At 71.5% G+C, this 17,796-nt stretch carries 16 protein-coding genes and 1 tRNA gene; 9 read left to right on the top strand and 8 right to left on the bottom strand.

Annotation, left to right across the window (positions count from 1 at the left end; all coding sequences use genetic code 11):
- Positions 1-117 precede the first annotated feature (117 nt).
- The 3 genes from sucC to ACWF79_RS14630 all read left to right on the top strand — a co-directional run bounded on the left by sucC (position 118) and on the right by ACWF79_RS14630 (position 3,862).
- Positions 118-1,266: an ADP-forming succinate--CoA ligase subunit beta gene (gene sucC, locus ACWF79_RS14640; protein ID WP_453728454.1), complete on the top strand. Its 1,149-nt coding sequence runs from the start codon at positions 118-120 to the stop codon at positions 1,264-1,266.
- A 77-nt stretch (positions 1,267-1,343) separates the two neighbouring features.
- The gene (gene sucD, locus ACWF79_RS14635) at positions 1,344-2,267 is read left to right on the top strand and encodes a succinate--CoA ligase subunit alpha (protein WP_453728453.1); all 924 of its coding nucleotides are present in this window, start codon (positions 1,344-1,346) and stop codon (positions 2,265-2,267) included.
- 53 nt (positions 2,268-2,320) lie between these two features.
- A complete protein-coding gene (locus ACWF79_RS14630) occupies positions 2,321-3,862 on the top strand; it encodes an aldehyde dehydrogenase family protein (RefSeq protein WP_453728452.1) in 1,542 nt (513 codons plus the stop codon).
- 10 nt (positions 3,863-3,872) lie between these two features.
- On the opposite strand, the gene ACWF79_RS14625 is transcribed toward ACWF79_RS14630, so the two are convergent.
- Positions 3,873-5,141 carry a DUF2254 domain-containing protein gene (locus tag ACWF79_RS14625; protein WP_453728535.1) on the bottom strand — a complete coding sequence of 423 codons (1,269 nt, stop codon included), beginning with the start codon at positions 5,139-5,141 and terminating at the stop codon, positions 3,873-3,875.
- 245 nt (positions 5,142-5,386) lie between these two features.
- Between ACWF79_RS14625 and ACWF79_RS14620 the strand changes: the two genes are divergently transcribed.
- Positions 5,387-5,471, top strand: a tRNA-Leu gene (locus ACWF79_RS14620).
- A 43-nt stretch (positions 5,472-5,514) separates the two neighbouring features.
- On the opposite strand, the gene ACWF79_RS14615 is transcribed toward ACWF79_RS14620, so the two are convergent.
- The 3 genes from ACWF79_RS14615 to ACWF79_RS14605 are packed head-to-tail and all read right to left on the bottom strand — an operon-like array spanning position 5,515 to position 7,125.
- Positions 5,515-6,237, bottom strand: coding sequence for a class I SAM-dependent methyltransferase (locus ACWF79_RS14615; RefSeq protein WP_453728451.1), 723 nt, complete (start codon positions 6,235-6,237; stop codon positions 5,515-5,517).
- Entirely contained in the window at positions 6,206-6,682 is a 477-nt protein-coding gene (locus ACWF79_RS14610; RefSeq protein WP_453728450.1) for a hypothetical protein, read from the bottom strand. Before ACWF79_RS14610 ends, ACWF79_RS14615 begins: the two co-directional genes overlap by 32 nt.
- A 5-nt stretch (positions 6,683-6,687) precedes the next feature.
- Complete coding sequence (locus ACWF79_RS14605; protein ID WP_453728534.1) at positions 6,688-7,125, bottom strand: ATP-binding protein; 438 nt, start codon at positions 7,123-7,125, stop codon at positions 6,688-6,690.
- Positions 7,126-7,380: 255 nt separating this feature from the next.
- On the opposite strand from ACWF79_RS14605, the gene ACWF79_RS14600 reads away from it, so the two are divergent.
- The 3 genes from ACWF79_RS14600 (at position 7,381) to ACWF79_RS14590 (ending at position 9,366) form a co-directional block, all read left to right on the top strand.
- Positions 7,381-8,244, top strand: coding sequence for a helix-turn-helix domain-containing protein (locus tag ACWF79_RS14600; protein ID WP_453728449.1), 864 nt, complete (start codon positions 7,381-7,383; stop codon positions 8,242-8,244).
- Entirely contained in the window at positions 8,245-8,481 is a 237-nt protein-coding gene (locus ACWF79_RS14595; RefSeq protein WP_137992288.1) for a DUF397 domain-containing protein, read from the top strand.
- A gap of 78 nt (positions 8,482-8,559) precedes the next feature.
- On the top strand, positions 8,560-9,366 hold the full coding sequence (locus tag ACWF79_RS14590; protein ID WP_453728448.1) for an SAM-dependent methyltransferase: 807 nt from the start codon (positions 8,560-8,562) through the stop codon (positions 9,364-9,366).
- A 102-nt stretch (positions 9,367-9,468) separates the two neighbouring features.
- On the opposite strand, the gene ACWF79_RS14585 is transcribed toward ACWF79_RS14590, so the two are convergent.
- Both ACWF79_RS14585 and ACWF79_RS14580 read right to left on the bottom strand, forming a co-directional pair.
- Positions 9,469-11,370, bottom strand: a complete 1,902-nt coding sequence (locus ACWF79_RS14585; protein ID WP_453728447.1) for a M64 family metallopeptidase — start codon at positions 11,368-11,370, stop codon at positions 9,469-9,471.
- 69 nt (positions 11,371-11,439) lie between these two features.
- Positions 11,440-12,783, bottom strand: coding sequence for a 6-phospho-beta-glucosidase (locus ACWF79_RS14580; protein WP_453728446.1), 1,344 nt, complete (start codon positions 12,781-12,783; stop codon positions 11,440-11,442).
- Between the two features lie 17 nt (positions 12,784-12,800).
- Between ACWF79_RS14580 and ACWF79_RS14575 the strand changes: the two genes are divergently transcribed.
- Positions 12,801-13,187 carry a VOC family protein gene (locus ACWF79_RS14575; RefSeq protein ID WP_453728445.1) on the top strand — a complete coding sequence of 129 codons (387 nt, stop codon included), beginning with the start codon at positions 12,801-12,803 and terminating at the stop codon, positions 13,185-13,187.
- A gap of 18 nt (positions 13,188-13,205) precedes the next feature.
- On the opposite strand, the gene ACWF79_RS14570 is transcribed toward ACWF79_RS14575, so the two are convergent.
- Entirely contained in the window at positions 13,206-15,002 is a 1,797-nt protein-coding gene (locus ACWF79_RS14570; RefSeq protein WP_453728444.1) for a hydroxysqualene dehydroxylase, read from the bottom strand.
- A 219-nt stretch (positions 15,003-15,221) separates the two neighbouring features.
- Here ACWF79_RS14570 and ACWF79_RS14565 point away from each other — a divergent pair, with 219 nt between their 5' ends.
- Positions 15,222-15,674 carry a YchJ family protein gene (locus tag ACWF79_RS14565; protein WP_453728443.1) on the top strand — a complete coding sequence of 151 codons (453 nt, stop codon included), beginning with the start codon at positions 15,222-15,224 and terminating at the stop codon, positions 15,672-15,674.
- Here ACWF79_RS14565 and ACWF79_RS14560 read toward each other — a convergent pair whose 3' ends face one another.
- A complete protein-coding gene (locus tag ACWF79_RS14560) occupies positions 15,675-17,759 on the bottom strand; it encodes an MDR family MFS transporter (protein ID WP_453728442.1) in 2,085 nt (694 codons plus the stop codon).
- Between the last annotated feature and the right edge of the window lie 37 nt (positions 17,760-17,796).

The raw sequence follows: 17,796 nt of genomic DNA, 5'->3' as shown, positions 1-17,796 counted from the left end.
TTGAGGGTGCTCGCGGTCGATTGCATACAGTCGACGAATACTGTATGAAGCTTGTTATCCCGCATCCCCCGGATGGTGTCCAGGGGGTGTGCGGCACTTTCGAGTGAGGGAGCCGAGATGGACCTGTACGAGCACCAGGCAAGGGAAGTCTTCAAGGGCTACGGCATCGCGGTCCCCGACGCGGCCGTCGTCGACCACCCCCGCGAGGCCCGCCGCGCCGCCGAACTCCTCGGCGGGCGCGTAGTCGTCAAGGCGCAGGTGAAGAGCGGTGGCCGGGGCAAGGCCGGCGGAGTCAAACTCGCGGCCGACCCGGCGGCCGCCGAGCTCACCGCCCGCCAGATCCTGGGCATGGACATCAAGGGCCACACGGTCCGCCGCGTCATGCTCGCCCAACCGGTCGACATCCAGGACGAGTTCTACGTCGGCTACGTCCTCGACCGGGCGGCCGGCACGTTCCTGGCCATCGCCTCGGCCGAGGGCGGCATGGACATCGAGGAGGTCGCGGCCACCCGCCCCGAGGCCGTCGCGCGGATCCCGGTCGACCCGGCCGAAGGTGTCACCGAGGCCAAGGCCGCCGAGATCGCCGCGGCGGCCGGGCTCCCGCCGGAGACGGCCGACGTACTGGCCCGCCTCTGGGAGGTCCTCGTCCGCGAGGACGCCCTGCTCGTCGAGGTGAACCCTCTCGTCCGTACCGCCGACGGAGCCGTCATCGCCCTCGACGGCAAGGTCACCGTCGACGACAACGCCCGCTTCCGCCAGGCACGTTGGGGCGAGACGGCAGGGGCGCACGAGGCGGACGGCGATCCGCTGGAGACGGCAGCGGCGGCCAAGGGCCTCACCTACGTCAAGCTCGACGGGGAGGTCGGCGTCATCGGCAACGGCGCCGGACTGGTCATGTCCACCCTCGACGTCGTCGCCGGCGGAGGAGCCCGCCCCGCCAACTTCCTCGACATCGGCGGCGGCGCCTCCGCGCAGGTCATGGCCGACGGCCTCGACGTCATCCTCTCCGACCCCGACGTCAAGGCCGTCCTCGTCAACGTCTTCGGCGGCATCACCGCCTGCGACGCCGTCGCCGAGGGGATCGTCCGGGCCCTGGAATCCGTCCACCTGACCCGGCCGCTCGTCGTGCGCCTCGACGGCAACAACGCCGCCCGCGGCCGCGCCATCCTCGACGCCCGCGCCCACCCCTTGGTCGAACAGGTCACCACGATGGACGGCGCCGCCGCCCGCGCCGCCGAACTCGCCACAGGCCGAAGCGCCCGCTGAATCGCCCGCTGAAGCGTCTCCTGAAACCGCTGAAGCTGAAGCACCTGCCGATCCACCCGCTGAAGGGATGTGAACCCATGGCCATCTTCCTGACCCAGCAGAGCAAGGTCCTCGTCCAGGGCATGACGGGCGCCGAGGGCATGAAGCACACCCGGCGCATGCTCGCCGCCGGCACCGACGTCGTCGGCGGAGTCAACCCCCGCAAGGCAGGCACCACCGTCGACCTCGACGGCCGCCGGATCCCCGTCTTCGGCTCCGTCCGCGAGGCCGTGGACGCCACTGGGGCGGACGTCACCGTCGTCTTCGTCCCGCCGCCCTTCGCCAAGGCGGCCGTCCTCGAAGCGGTCGACGCCCGCATCGGCCTGGCCGTCGTCATCACCGAGGGCGTCCCCGTCCACGACACCGTGGCCTTCCAGGCGTACGCCCGCGCGCACGGCACCCGGATCATCGGCCCCAACTGCCCCGGCCTGATCAGCCCCGGCCGGTCCAACGCGGGCATCATCCCCGCCGACATCGCCCCCGAGCCCGGCCGGATCGGCCTCGTCTCCAAGTCCGGCACGCTCACCTACCAACTCATGTACGAGCTGCGGGAGTACGGCTTCTCCTCCGCCGTCGGGATCGGCGGCGACCCGGTCGTCGGCACCACCCACATCGACTGCCTCAGCGCCTTCGAAGCCGACCCCGAGACCGATCTGATCGTGATGATCGGCGAGATCGGCGGCGACGCCGAGGAACGCGCCGCCGACCACATCGCCGCCCACGTCACCAAGCCCGTGATCGCCTACGTCGCCGGCTTCACCGCCCCCGAGGGCAAGACCATGGGCCACGCCGGAGCCATCGTCTCCGGATCGTCCGGTACGGCCGAGGGGAAGAGGAAGGCCCTGGAGGCGGCCGGGGTCCAGGTCGGCTCCACGCCCACCGAGACCGCCGCCCTCGTCGTCGCCCGGCTGGCGGCCCCGGAAGCCCACGCCGCCGCCGCGACCGCCCACCCCCACGCTTGACGCGGCCCTCGCACCTCCCGCCCCGACCGTGCACCGAGAGCGGAGAACACCGCATGGCTCCCACCCTCATCCTCAAGCCCGGCACCGCCTGGGCCGACGCCTGGCAGCGCTGCCTGACCGCCGCACCCGAGGCGTTCCGCGAGGACACCGTCCTCAACCTCTGGGCCGGTACCTGGCAGCCCGACGGACGGCCGCTGCCCGCCACCAGCCCCGTGGACGGCAGCCCCGTCGCCGGCCCACCACGCCTCGACGCGACCACCGCCCACCAGGCCGTCCGCGCCTCGCTCGACCAGCACCGGGCCTGGCGCCACGTCCCGTCGGCCGAGCGTCGCGCCCGCGTCGCTGCCACCCTCGACGCGCTCGCCGCCCACCGCGAACTGCTCGCCCTCCTCCTCGTCTGGGAGATCGGCAAGCCGTGGCGGCTCGCCCAGGCCGACGTCGACCGCGCGATCGACGGCGTGCGCTGGTACGTCGACGGCATCGACACCATGCTGGCCGGCCGCGCCCCGCTGCCCGGGCCCGTCTCCAACATCGCCAGCTGGAACTACCCGATGTCCGTCCTCGTCCACGCCCTGCTCGTGCAGGCCCTGGCCGGGAACGCCGTCATCGCCAAGACGCCGACCGACGGCGGCCTCGGCTGCCTCACCCTCGCCGCCGCGCTCGCCGCCCGCGAAGGCGTCCCGATCACCCTCGTCAGCGGCAGCGGCGGCGAGCTCTCCGAGGCCCTCGTCCGCGCCCCAGAGATCGGCTGCGTCTCCTTCGTCGGCGGCCGCGACACCGGCGCGAGCATCGCCACGGAGGTCGCCGACCTGGGTAAACGCCACATCCTCGAACAGGAGGGCCTCAACGCCTGGGGCATCTGGAAGCACAGCGACTGGCCGGCCCTCACCGCGGTGATACCCAAGCTCTTCGACTACGGCAAGCAGCGCTGCACCGCGTATCCCCGCTTCGTCGTCGAACGCACCCTGTTCGCCGACTTCCTCGCCGCCTACCTGTCTCCCGTCCGCGCCCTCCGTTTCGGGCATCCACTGGCCGTCGAGCACCCCGGGGACGAGCTGCCCGACCTCGACTTCGGACCGCTCATCAACGCGGCCAAGGCGAAGGAGCTCGGCGATCAGGTCGCCGAGGCCGTCGACCGGGGCGCGATCCCGCTCCACCGAGGCTCCCTCGCCGACGGCCGATTCCTGCCGGGCCAGGACACCTCGGCCTACCTCCCACCCGTCACGCTCCTGAACCCGCCCCCGTCCTCACCCCTCCACCACGCCGAACCCTTCGGCCCGGTGGACACGATCGTCCTCGTGGACACCGAGGCCGAACTCCTCGCCGCGATGAACGCCTCCAACGGCGCCCTCGTCGCCACACTGGCCACCGACGACCCCGCCACCTACGCCCGGCTCGCCCCCCAGATCCGCGCCTTCAAGACCGGCCACGGCAAGCCCCGCTCGCGCGGCGACCGCGACGAACTGTTCGGCGGCTTCGGCGCGTCCTGGCGCGGTGCGTTCGTCGGCGGCGACCTCCTGATCAGGTCCGTCACCGAAGGACCCACCGACGAACGCCTCCCAGGCAACTTCCCGGGCTACCACCTGATGCCGTAGGAGAGCCCCCTCACCCGATCCCCTGCCGGTCCGCCTCCAGCGCGAAGGCGCGGTCGGCCGGGTCCGGGGACGTGCGTTCGACCAGGTGGGTCAGGAGGGTGCGGTGGCGGAGGAGGGGCTCGCGGCGGTCCGGGGGGACGAGGGACAGCAGGTCGTCGAGGCCTGCCAGCATCCGCCGGGACACCTGCGGGTTGCCCGGCGCGCAGCCCCGGATCTCGGTGAGGCCGAGGTCCACCAGGTCCGTCCAGCCCGGTACGTCCTGCACCAGCCGGACCGTGCCCTTCGTGTCGCGGTGGTGCACCGTCCCCAGCGGGCGGTCCGCCACCGCGGCGAGGAACTGCGTGATCCGGTCCAGCGCCTGCACAGCGGTCGTCGGGTCGTTGACGGCGGGGGAGAGGGCCCGCAGACCGATGTCCGCGAGCTGGCGCAGGCCGAAGCCGAGATCCTGGTGGAAGGTCCGCTCCACCCCCACCGACAGGGCCGCCCCGATCCTGCGGGGCACCTGACCCCCGTGCACGGCGAGGATCGGTGTCCCCGGCACCACGAAGTCGCCGATGCGGGGCAGCAGCCGCAGCACGACCCCGTGGCGTCGGGCGAGGCGCACGAGCAGCGCGACGTTCACATCCCGCAGCACCCCGGCGCGCCCCCGGTGCAGCACGTACGCGCTCGCCTCCCCGAGATCGCCGAGCTCCCCCTCGTACCGCGGCTGCTTCGCCAGGACGCGGAACGCCTCCCAGGCGATCCGGTCCACCACATGCCCCACCCGCATCAGCCGCAGCGTCGAGTTCACGTACGCCACGAAGAGCAGCAGGCTCAGCCCCACCATGAGCACCGTCAGTACCGACTGCACCAGCGGCACGGTCGACACGTACCGGGGATCGGTCTCGCTGTCGTACGAGGTGAGGACGAGCAGGGAGAGCAGGAACGTGGCGAGGAAGACGGAGAAGGTCGCCTTGGTGATCCGGCTCCGGATGAAGATCCGCACCACGCGGGGGCTGAACTGCCCGCTGGCCATCTGCACGGCGACGAGCGAGATGGAGAAGACGACACCGATGAAGGTCATCATCGCCGAGCTGATCGTGGTCACGATCGTCTTGGCGTCCTCGACGATCCCGATCAGCTCGGTGACCGCGTCGTACTCCCGCTCGTCCTGGAGGAGCCGGATGATGGCCTCGTCCACCGCGGAGGCGATCAGCCACAGCACGAAGACGGCCGCCAGGCTCGCGATCGGGGCGAACCAGAAGGTGTCGCGCAGATGCTCCCGCAGCGGCGACAGCATCCTGGGCCTGCGGTACGTGGACCCGCGGCGCTCGAAGAGGTAGCTCACCCAGCGCAGGCTAGGCGCCACCGCCGCGCACGCCACGTATGCGCGTGACGACACTCTGTGCGCACCCTCGCGCGATCAAGGACTCCAAGGCGCCCGCACCCCACTGACCACGGGAAACGTGGGTGAAAGGCACCGCGAACCCCTGGTAGAGTTATCCATGTCGCCGCGGGGAACACCCCGAAACGACACCACACCTGGTCCGGGTGGCGGAATGGCAGACGCGCTAGCTTGAGGTGCTAGTGCCCTTTATCGGGCGTGGGGGTTCAAGTCCCCCCTCGGACACAGATCGGATACGGCCCCAGTTCATCTGGGGCCGTTCCGCCTTTCACGGGCCGGCGCCGGTCTTCCGGGCCAGCACCAGCCGGCAGCTCGGGCTTCCGTCCTCCCGGCGCCCCAGGGGCTCGATCGGCCGCGTCTCCACCGTGAAGCCCGCCCGCGTCAGCCGTTCCCGCACGTCCGCCAGGCGGAACGTGCGGTAGTACATGACGAAGGGCGGCCGCCACACCGCGTTCCGTAGCCGCATCGCGGCGTCGAAGCCCAGCAGGGTCCAGTACGCGCGCGAACCCACCGGCGGCGGGGCCGGGAGCGGGAAGGCGAGGAGGCCGCCCGGGCGGAGGGAGGCGAGGACCTGGCGGAAGAGCGTGAGCTGGTCCTTCGGGACGAAGTGACCGAAGGCTCCGAAGCTGACCGCCAGGTCGAAGGCCGGGGCGAAGGGCATGGCCAACGCGTCCGCGCGGACCAGGGTGGCCTTGGAGTGGGCCCGGCGGGCCTCGGAAAGCATCCCCGCGCTGAAGTCGACGCCCACGACCCGGCCCGCGCACAGCGGGCGCAGGACGGACAGCCCCGCCCCCGTGCCGCAGCAGACGTCGAGACCCGACTCGAACGGGCCGAGCGGACGCAGGGCGTCCGTCACCGCCGAAAGCACCAGGTCCGGCGTGCGGAACGGCGTCGCGTCGAACTTCCCCGCCAGCAGGTCGTACCCGTGCTCCACCGAGGAGAGCGCCTGGACGGTCAGCTCACGGGCGGTCGGGCCCTGAGGGGTGAACATGCTCCGACATTACGCCGTTGCCCCGCGTGGGGATCAAGCTCCAGGAAGGAGCGGTGCCCGTCAGCTGGCAGCACAGCAGATAGAGGGGGATCGGCGGGGTGTAGGGAGTGGTCCCGTCCGGGTGGTGGATCAGCCGCGGGAGGCGGTCCGGGATCTCCGCGCCGGGCGCGTAGCAGGACGGCAGCGGCCAGACCAGGTCCAGGTCCGAGCCCGTCGGGACCAGCCACCACCACCAGTCCGTGTCCGCGTAGACACAGCCCTTGGCCGGCAGCCGGGACAGGACGCGGAAGCCGTAGCGCGCCGGTACGCCGACCGCGTCGCAGCCCAGGTGCGTGCGGAAGCCCGGCGGGACCACGAGGCGGGTCGAGCCCGTTCCGGTCGGCAGGCCACCGCCGGCCGGTGCGTCCGGGGTCCTGCGGGACCTCGGTGTCAGAAGGGTCGCCATGGACCTCAGCACGTGGCCCCCATGCCGTGGGCCAGTTCGGCCCAGACCACACGCGCCGTTCCGTGCCCCGTACTGTCCGCCCCCCACGCGCTGGACAGCGCCTCCACGAGCAGCAGCCCGCGCCCGCGTTCCTCCTCGCCGCAGTCCCGGATCCGCGGGTCTCCCGCGCCGCCCTCGTCCCGTACCGCTATGCGCAACTGCTCCTCCCCCTCGCGCAGTTCGCAGACGACATGGCCGCTCGCCGTGTGCACCACCGCGTTGGTGACCAGTTCGGAGACGATCAGCGTGACCGTGTCGCGTATGTCCGGGGCGCAGCCCCAGAGGATGAGCCGCTCCTCGGCCAGTCTGCGGGCCCGTGAGACCGACGCCGTGCGGGCGGGGAGCTCGAAGGTGAACCGGCGGACGTCGTGGCGGAGAGCATCGGTGCGTGGGCGCTGGTGCATGACGCGGGGGCCGATGAGGCCTGAGGGGAGCGCGTTACCAGAAGCCACGACCGGTTCCTCACAACAGTGGGTAAGCAGTGCCGTGCATCGCCCCCGAGGCGGCGCGCGGCAGCAGCGCGTACTGGTTCACCGGAATACTTTGCTCCCGACGCGGACACTTGGCAAGTGGCACTCTGAAAATTGCAGAGTGCTGTGTTCTCTCTGGCCGTGTTCGTGGCACACTCAAGCGAAACAGCGCGTCGGGGAGGTCTGAGAGTGAGCGAGCCGCGGTCCGCCCCCACGGTGGGACAGGTCGTTCTCGGCAGAAGACTGCAGGATCTGCGTGAGCGGGCCGGCCTGAAGCGGGAGGAGGCCGCCAAGGTCCTCCGTGTCGCCCCGGCCACCATCCGCCGCATGGAGACCGCGGAAGTCGCGCTGAAGATCCCGTACGTACAGCTGCTGCTCCAGGCGTACGGCATCAACGACTCGGAGGCCGAGGCGTTCATCGCCCTCGCCGAGGAGGCCAACCTTCCCGGCTGGTGGCAGCGGTTCCACGACGTGCTGCCCGGCTGGTTCTCCATGTACGTCAGCCTGGAGGGGGCCGCGAGCCTCATCCGGGCGTACGAACCCCAATTCGTCCCCGGTCTGTTGCAGACCGAGGGGTACGCCCGCGCCATTCTGCGCAGCGGGGCGGTCGGCGCCAGCAACGCCGAGGAGATCGAACGTCATGTAGCCCTGCGGATGGAGCGCCAGTCCCTGCTCACCAGGGAGGACGCCCCGAAGTTCTGGGTGATCATGGACGAGACGGTCTTCCGCCGACCGGTCGGCGACGGGCCCGAAGTGATGCGCGACCAGCTCGACCGGCTGCTCGAAGCGTCCGAGCTGCCGAACGTCACCCTGCAGATCGCGGACTTCGCGTCCGGCCACCACCCCGGCACCTATGGGCCCTTCGTCCTCTTCCGCTTCGCCGTGCCCGAACTCCCGGACATGGTCTACAGCGAGTACCTGACGGGCGCCGTCTATCTCGACGCGCGCCCGGAGGTGGCCTCCCATCTCGAGGTCATGGACCGGATGGCGGCCCAGGCCGCGACTGCACAACGCACGAAGGAGATCCTCCGGGATCTCCGCAAGGAGCTGTGAATGGATCGCATATACAACGGCATGCCCGCCGCGGATCTCGGTGCCGAAGGCTGGCACAAGCCGTGGAGCGGCGGGAACGGGGGCAACTGCGTGGAGGCCATGAAGCTGGCCGACGGCAGAGTCGCCGTGCGACAGTCCGCAGACCCTGAGGGACCCGCGCTCATCTACACCCACGGCGAGATCGCCGCGTTCATCCAGGGGGCGAAATCCGGTCAGGCCGACTTTCTGCTCACCTGACCCCTTCCGTCACACCCCTACCGTCGCGTAACTCTTGCCTGCAGTGCCAGTAGTTCCACTCCCGGACCAGGAGCCCCGATGACCCAGGACCCCGCCGCCGTACGGATCGACACCAGCAAGCCGCATCCCGCGCGGATGTACGACTGGTTCCTGGGCGGGAAGGACAACTACCCGGTCGACGAGGAGATGGCCAAGCAGCTCCTCACCGTCGACGCCCGCGGCCGCGACATGGCACGGGTCAACCGGGCCTTCATGCACCGCGCCATCCGCTGGCTCAGCGCCGACGGCGTACGCCAGTACCTGGACATCGGCACCGGCATCCCGACCGAGCCCAACCTGCACCAGATCGCCCAGCAGGCCGCGCCCGAGTCCCGGATCGTCTACTGCGACAACGACCCGATCGTGCTCGCGCACGCGGCCGCCCTGCTGCGCTCGACCCCGGAAGGGGCCACCGAGTACATCCAGGCGGACGCCCGCGACCCCGAGATCATTCTGGAAAGGGCCGGAAAGGTCCTTGATTTCGACAAGCCCATCGCCTTGTCGATGCTCGCCCTGCTGCACTTCGTCGGGGACGAGGACGGGGCGGACGAGCTCGTCCGCAAGCTCGTCGACCAGCTCGCCCCGGGCAGTTACCTCGTCCTCTCGCACGTCACCGGGGACTTCGACCCGGAGGGCGCGGCGAAGGCCGTCGAGATGTACAAGGCCCGGGGCCTGACCCTGCGGCCGCGCTCGCGCGACGAACTGGCCGCGTTCTTCGACGGCCTGGAGCTCGTCGAACCCGGGGTCTCGCTCACCGCCGAGTGGCACCCGGAGCTCGGCGAGGTCGTCCCGGTCCAGGGCGACGACCCGATCCCGGGCTGGGCCGCCGTCGGCCGCAAGGTCTGACGGACCGCGCCGTCACGCATCGAGGGCCCGCAGCCTCCGCGAGGCTGCGGGCCCTCGTGCGTCAGCGCGCCTCAGTCCCGAGGCTCGTCAGCCCGAGCCCGGTCAGCCCCGAGGCTCGACCAGCGTCACCAGGAAGGACTTCGCCGGGCCCACGTTGCCCGCCGCGTCGATCGTGCGGTACTCGATCGTGTGGGTGCCGTAGTCCGGTGTGGCGTCGTCCCAGGGCACCGCGCGGCTGCGGCCCAGCTTGCCGTGGACGAGGTCGTCGATGACCGTGCCGCTCGGCGAGAAGCGGAACGGCGCCTCGGCGTCGGTCGGCCAGCCGTAGTACGTGTACCAGCCGTCGCCGTCCACCCGGAACTGGCGGACCACCGTGCCCGGTTGGTCGTCCCGCGCCACCAGACGCATCGTGAACGGGCCGTCGTAGACGTGCTCGACGGGTCGGCCCGGCCGGTTCACCGTGCGCAGGGGCGCGGACAGCTCGTACGACGCCGAGGCCGGCCGCGCGTCCACCGTCCACCTCAACTCGGCGTCCGTGCCGGGGATCCTCGCCGTGAGGGTGTGCGTGCCGGGGGAGAGGCGCAGCGCACGCAGGTCCAGGTCCCGGTCGTTGCCCGGGTTCTGGACCGGTCGGCCGTCGAGCCGCCACCGGACGGACCAAGTGCGGTGCGTCGGATGAGTGGTGTCCGCGTGGACCACCGAACGCGCGCCCACCGGGGAGGTCGTCGGGGTGTGACCGGTGAACGCCGCGTCGGCCGTGTCCTTCGGCGTCGTCACCTCCCGGTCCACGGTCCAGCTCACCGTACGGGTCAGCGCCGCCGAACCGCGTACGGCGGGGTCACGCACGAACGGCGTCGGGTCGCTCACCGTCGCCGTCAGGGCATGGGCTCCGGGGGAGAGGGAGAGCGTGCGCAGATCGACCGTCCGGGCGTTGCCGGTCCTGAGCGTGCGGCCGTCCAGCCGCCAGACGACGTCGAGTTCACCGCCCAGCGGGTGCAGGGTGTCCACCCACACCGTCCGATCGACCCCGAGCGCCGCCGAGTTGGGCGTGTGGGCCTGGACGAGGTTCACCTTCGCCGAGATCGCGCGCACCATCACCTCGCGCTCGACCTGGTCGAAGGCGTAGCCGAGCGTCTTCATGATCGAGTGCTTGCTCGGCCGCCACACCCCCGTGGTGCTGTACAGACCGCCCTCGTGCCGGCCGATGACACCGCCCGCCTCGCTCGGTTCGCCCAGCCAGCGCCACCACTTGGCGCGCTGCTCCCGCATCTGCTCCTCGGTCAGCAGGGTGTGGTGCGCCGACGACGGTTCCGTCCCCTCGTACGCGCCGCCCGCGACACCGCGCGCGTAGTAGTCGTACTCGTCCTGGAGCCCGCCGAGCGAGTGGCCTATCTCGTGCGGGGTGATCAGGGAGGAGAGCGCGTTGCCGCCGGACGCGGTCGCGTAACTGCCGCCCGCTCCGCCGTAGGTGTCGCTGTTCGCGAGGGCCACGATCTGCCGGTTGGCGGGGCTCGTGCCCGGGACGAGAGCGGCGAGAGCGGCGGCCTTCGTGCTGTCCACCGTCAGCAGCCGCTGCACACTCTGCGGGTTGCAGCCGCCCCAGAAGCCCATGTTCAGTGCGGTGTCGCGGCGGGGTGCGTCGAGCCCCGGATCGCAGTCCACGCCCGACTCCGGCGAAGGGACCTCCACCGCCCAGACGTTGATGTACGAGCGGTACGAGGCGAACGGTTCGATGCTCCACAGCACGCCCAGGTGCGTGTCGACGTCCGCCCGGAACTCGGCCGCCTCCGCGGCGGTGTAGCCGTCGCCCATGACCACCAGGTTGAAACGCTTGTCGGCCGGGCCGGTGAGCTGGACGGGGACGACGCGCGCGGCGGCGAGAGCGGGGTCGGTGGGCACGGACTCGGCGGCCGCCGGTCCGGCGCCCACCAGTCCGACGGTCAGCAGACAGCCCATGGTGAGACGGGCGAGCGCCCTTCGAAGGCGTGTGCCAGGTGAGGTCATGGGGCGCGAGCGTATGCCGCGCCCCTCGCGGCGTAAAGATGTTCGCCGGACAGTGGTCCGGGCGTCGATTCAGCGGCGCACGTACGCCAGTTCCGGATGCTCGGCCGTGTAGCCGTCGACCAGCCGCCGCGCGACCGTCACCGAATCGACCAGCGGATGCAGCGCGAACGCCTTCACCGCCGTCGCCCGCGACCCGCTCTCCGCCGCCGCGAGCACCTCGCGCTCGACCGCCTTCACCGCCGTCACCAGGCCCACCGCGTGGTACGGCAGCGGCGCCACGGAGACCGGATGGGCGCCGGCCGCGTCCACGAAGCAGGGCACCTCGATCACCGCGTCCGCGTCCAGGACCGAAAGGGTGGAGCCGTTACGGACGTTCAGGATGAGCGTCGCCCGTTCGTTGCGCGCGATGGCCCGCATCAGCGCCAGGGCCACCTTCTCGTACCCGCCCGACTCCAGGTCCTCCTCGTCCCGCTCCCCGATCCCTGCCGCCTCCCGGTTGGCGGCCATGTAGGTCGCCTCCCGGTCGGCGAGCGTGCGGTGCCAGGCAGCCAGCGCAGGCGTGTCCGGCTTGCCCATCTCCGCGTAGAAACCGGCCTGTTGGTCGCGGAGGTAGGCGCCGCGCGTCCGTTCCGCCTGCTGGTAGGCGCGGACGGCCTCGCGGTTGAAGTAGTAGTAGTGCAGGTACTCGTTGGGGATCGCGCCCAGCGTGCGCAGCCACTCGGGGCCGAAGAGCCGGCCCTCCTCGAAGGAGCCGAGCGCCTCCTCGTCCGCGAGCAGCCTCGGCAGCTCGTCCCGTCCGCCGACCCGCAGGCCCCGCAGCCAGCCGAGGTGGTTGAGGCCCACGTAGTCGATCCACGCCTCGCCCGGATGCGCTCCGAGGACGCGGGCCACGCGGCGGCCGAGCCCGACAGGGGAGTCGCAGATGCCGACGACCCGGTCGCCGAGCACCCGCGACATCGCCTCCGTCACCAGACCCGCCGGATTGGTGAAGTTGATGACCCAGGCGTCCGGGGCGAGCGCGGCGATCCGCCGGGCGATGTGCGTCGCGACCGGGACCGTCCGCAGCCCGTACGCGATCCCGCCCGCGCCGACCGTCTCCTGACCCAGGACCCCCTCGGCGAGCGCGATCCGCTCGTCCGCCGCCCGGCCCTCCAGGCCGCCGACCCGGATCGCCGAGAAGACGAAGTCCGCGCCTCGCAGCGCCTCGTCCAGATCCGTCGTCGTCGTCACCTCCGGGGCGTCCGGCACACCCGCGCCCTGCTCCGCGAGGACCCGGGCGATCGCCGAGAGCCGTCCGCCGTCGAGGTCATGGAGGGTCACGTGGGTCACCCTCCCCTCGGCGTGATCGCCGAGCAGGGCCCCGTACACCAGCGGCACCCGGAATCCGCCGCCTCCGAGAATCGTCAGTTTCATGCTCGTACGCTACTGGGATGCACGTACTGAGCAGCCGGATCCTGCTCCGGCCGGCCGACCCCGAACGCTCCCGCGCCTTCTACGGCGAGACCCTCGGGCTCCCGGTCTACCGCGAGTTCGGCACCGGCCCCGAGCGGGGCACCGTCTACTTCCTGGGCGGAGGGTTCCTGGAGGTCTCCGGGCGGGCCCCCGCGAGCGCGCCCTCGCCGCAGCTGCGGCTCTGGCTCCAGGTGGCGGACGTGCGCGCGGTGCACGCCGAGCTCCTCGACCGGGCCGTGGACATCCGGCGGGAGCCGGTGACCGAGCCCTGGGGGCTGGTCGAGATGTGGATCGCGGACCCCGACGGCGTGGAGATCGTCGTCGTCGAGGTCCCCGAGGACCATCCGCTGCGCCACCGTCCCTGAGGCGCCGGTCCGCTCACCTCACCCCACGTCGAGCGCGTTGCGCAGCCCCAGGCGGAAGCGGGCCCGGTCGTGGCGCTTGAGCGCCTCCAGTTCGGGCGCGCGGAAGAGCGGCTGGACCGTGCAGCGCGCGGCCGTCGAACCCGTACGGTCCAGGAGCGCGTTGACGGCCTGCCGGGCGGAGGCGTTGGCGCCCTCCATGGTGGCCAGGTCGATGTCGACGGCCACGTAGTCGCCGGCCAGATAGAGGTTCGGGACCTTCGTCGCGGCCTGCGGGCGGTTGTGGAACGTGCCGACCGGGTGGATGAGGAGCTGGTCGTCGTTGGTCGGGTTCGGGGTGCCGAGGCCGTCGACGCCCGGGTCCAGGAACCAGGAGTGCAGGGCGCTGTCCTTCAGGACCGTACGGCCCGTGTCGTTGAAACCGGCCTTCAGCTGTGCCCAGACCTCCCGCGCGACTTCCGTACGGGTGCACTGCTTGGCGGTCCTGCCGTACAGGATCCCGGGCCGGTCCCACTCCGAGACGTCCACCGACAGGCAGTCCACGACCGACCCGTCGCCGTAGTCGGCCGGGAAGTCGCGCGTCGGCCAGTGGTGGGCCTGCTGGATGCAGGTCAGGGACCAGGGGGAGTCGATCAGGTTGGCGTGCCCGGCGAGCAGCGGCGCCCGCTCGGTCAGATAGAACTGGATGCCCGTCATCCAGTCCGTCTCCAGCTTGTCGCACCGGGCCAGTTGGGGATCGGCCGCGCGGAGCGCGGCGCCCCAGGTCCGCCGGGCGTGCTCCACCGGCATGGCGGAGATGTAGTGGTCGGCGGTGACCGACCGGCGTACGCCGTCCGGGCTCTCGATCACCGCGGCGGAGATCCGCCCGGCCGCCGCGTCGTACGCCATCTCCCGTACCGTCCAGCCGACCTTGAACTCCACGCCCAGGCCGGTCAGATGGGTCACCCAGGGGTCGATCCACGCCTCGTTGGTGGGCAGGTCGAGGATGCGGTCGAGCGGACCGTCGGCGCCGCGCCCGAGCGCGTTGAAGGCGAAGGCCTCCAGGAGCGTGGCGACCGTGCGGGTGCTGGCCTCCTCGGCCTTGGTGGCCACGATGTTGCGGGTGAGGCCGACGGCGAGGATGCGCTGGTAGTCGTAGCTCATCCGGTCCGCCCGCAGGAAGTCCCACCAGGGGGTGGCCTCCCAGGTCCTGTTCCGCCGTTCGTCGCAGCTGGTGAGGAAGACCAGGAAGCGGTTGACGAAGTACGCGGCCTCGTGGAGCGGGATGGAGCGTGCGGTCTCCAGGAGCGCGGTCAGGGCGCGGCGGATCTCGTCGAGGGTGAGCTCGGCGGGCCGGTGGCCGGGCCAGGGGAGCGGGATGCGCAGGTCCTCGCGGCCGGTGCGGGCGAAGGACATCTCGGCCGGGGCGACGAGGTTGTCCCAGACGCCGTTGGCGTTCCCCGGGAAGGGGATGCGCCGCATGGTGTCGGGGAGGTTGTGGTAGATCCCCGGGATGAATCGGAATCCGTGCTCGGCGGGGAGCGGCCGCCGGCCGCCACGGGAGCTGTCGGGTACGTCCATCGAACGGGCCTTGCCACCGAGCGCCCGGCGCTCGTAGACGGTGACGCGGAAGCCGCGCTCGGCCAGCTCGTGGGCGGCGGTCAGGCCCGCGACACCGCCGCCGAGGACGGCGACGGTGGCCGGGGTGCCGGCGGTCGCGGGACCGGCCGGAGCGGCCGCGTGGGCCGGTGCGGCGCCGACGCCTGCCGTGGCGGTGGCCGCGGTGACGGCGGCGGCCGTGGTGACGAAGGTGCGTCGCGAGGTGCCCGTACGGTTCATGCCCCAGCCCCTTAGCCTTACCGGCGGTAACTGTCACGTCCGGCGCAGGAGCATAAGGGCGTCCGCCGACTCCCGGAAGCATCGTGCGGGCCACCCCGCACACATGGCGCGATACCGTCGCTCCCGCGCAAGGGACGATGCGCCTCAACCCGCGCAAGGGCGATCCGTTCATCCCGCGCAAGGACGACCCGCCTCTCCCGCGCGAGGGAGAATGACCTCATGTCCCGACGCACCACCCGCCCCAAGCGGCGCCCCGCCGCGCCCGCCGCGCCCGCCGTGACCGCGACCTCGCCCTGTCCCTGCGGCCTGGCCGCTCCGTACGGCGAGTGCTGCGGACGCTTCCACGCCGGCCCGCAGGCCGCTCCCACGGCCGAACTCCTCATGCGCTCCCGCTACAGCGCCTTCGTCGTACGCGACGCGACGTATCTGCTGCGGACCTGGGCGCCGGAGACCCGTCCCGCGGAGGTCGACTTCGACCCGTCCCTGCGCTGGGCGGGCCTGGAGATCCGGGACACCACCGACGGGACCGCCTTCCACCAGGCCGGGACCGTCACCTTCGTCGCCCACTACACCCAGGCGGGCGAGCAGGGCGCGCTCCACGAGCGCAGCCGGTTCCGTCGCCAGGACGGCGCCTGGGTGTACGTGGACGGCGACTTCATCGACGAGGCCTGATCACGACGAGACACCGACCGGTTCCCGGTGGCGCGGCATCCCCTGTGCCAGGTCCTCCGCGATCAGCTTCTTCGTGATCGCGTCGGTCGCCGCCCTCAGCTCCGGTCCACTGGGCCGGCCGGTCTCCTGCTCGATCCGGTTGCGGAGCCAGTCTCCCCAGGCGTGGGTGATCACCTCGGCCTCGCGCCGGCCCGCCGGAGTGTGCGAGAGCAGGTTGCCGTCCCTGGTCAGGAACCCTTCCTCGACCATGCGGTCGAAGACCGGCAGCAGCACCTCCGGGGGAACGCGCCGTCCCGCGGAGATCAGACCGAGACTGGCGTGACCGACCATCCGCGTGAAGAGTTCGACCTGCATCACGGCCCACGCGCCCGCCGTGTCGAGCCGGGTGTCGGATTCGGCGACGATCCGGCGCGCGGTGTCCAGGTCCGTCTTCCGCAGGATCCGTCCGACGGTGAGTTCGAGCAGCTTGGCCGAGTTGCCCGCAGTGGTGGGTGAGCCGAAGCCCTCGCCCATGTCGGGCGCCGAGGCGCGGGCGGTGTCCCGGAGCTTCACCTGCTTGAGGAAGAGCGCCACGACGAAGCCGATCGCCGCGACGGGCACCGTCCAGAGGAAGACCGTGTGCAGGGTGTCGGCGTATGCCTGGACGATCGGCGCCGCGATGTCGTCCGGCAGGCCGTGGACCCCGGCCGGGCTCTGCGCGGCCTCGGCGATCGCGGACGGTTCCAGGGCCGGCCCGGCGACGACCGCGGCCTCGCCGACGCCCTGGGTCAGGTTGGGCTTCAGGGAGTTGGCGTAGATCGTGCCGAAGACGGCCGTGCCGAAGGAGCTGCCGAGCGTACGGAAGAAGGTGACGCCCGAGGTGGCGGTGCCGAGGTCGGCGTATTCCACCGTGTTCTGCACGGCGATGGTGAGCACCTGCATGCACAGACCGATGCCGGCGCCGAGCACGAACATGTACAGCGACTCCAGCCAGGCGCCGGTGTCCGTGTCCATCAGCGACAGGAGGAAGAGGCCGACGCCCATCACCAGACAACCCACGATGGGGAAGATCCGGTACGTGCCGGTCTTGCTGACGACGTTGCCGCTGTAGATCGAGGCGATCAGCAGACCGACGACCATGGGGAGGGTGCGGATGCCGGAGACGGTGGCCGAGTCCCCGTCGACGTACTGGAGGTAGGACGGCAGGAAGGTCATCGAGCCGAGCATCGCGAAGCCGACGACGAAGCTCAGCACGGAGCAGACGGTGAAGACCGGGTTGGCGAACAGCCGCATCGGAAGCATCGGTTCGGCCGCGCGGGTCTCCACCCAGCAGAACAGCGCGAGGGCGATCAGGCCGCCGACGAAGAGCCCGATGATGACGCCGGAGCCCCAGGCGTACTCGTTCCCGCCCCAACTGGTCGCCAGGATCAGGGCGCTGGACCCGGCGGCGACCAGTGCGATGCCCGCGTAGTCGATGACCGGCTTGCTCGCGGAGCGCACGGAGGGGATGGTGCGGGCGGCGGCGATGACGACGAGGATCGCTACGGGGACGTTGACGTAGAACGCCCAGCGCCAGCTCAGGTGGTCGGTGAAGAGACCGCCGAGCAGCGGGCCGATGACGGTGGAGACGCCGAAGACGGCGCCGATCGCGCCCTGGTACTTGCCGCGGTCGCGCAGCGGGATCACGTCGGCGATGAGCGCCATGGAGGTGACCATCAGACCACCGGCGCCGATGCCCTGCAGGCCGCGCCAGACGATGAGCAGGGTCATGTTGGTGGCGAGGCCGCAGAGGAAGGAGCCGGTGATGAAGACGATCGCGGAGATCTGGAAGATCACCTTGCGGCCGAAGAGGTCACCGAACTTGCCGACCAGGACGGTGGCGACCGTCTCGGCCAGCAGGTAGGAAGTGACCACCCAGGACATGTGGGCGGCGCCGCCGAGGTCCGAGACGATCGTCGGCAGGGCGGTGCCGACGATCGTCTGGTCCAGCGCCGCGAGCAGCACACCGAGCATGATCGTGCCGAAGACGATGTTGCGGCGGCGGCTGTCGAGCACGGGCGGCGAGGCGGCCGGGGGCGCGGGTGCGGCTTCGCTGGTGGTGGTCACCTTCGCAGCCTCACACCGGGCGGGGTCACCCGCATGC

It is taken from the genome of Streptomyces sp. NPDC054975 (assembly GCF_053609105.1).
The sequence above is the reverse complement of the archived record's forward strand: the minus strand, read 5'-3'. Positions and strand labels throughout refer to the sequence as shown.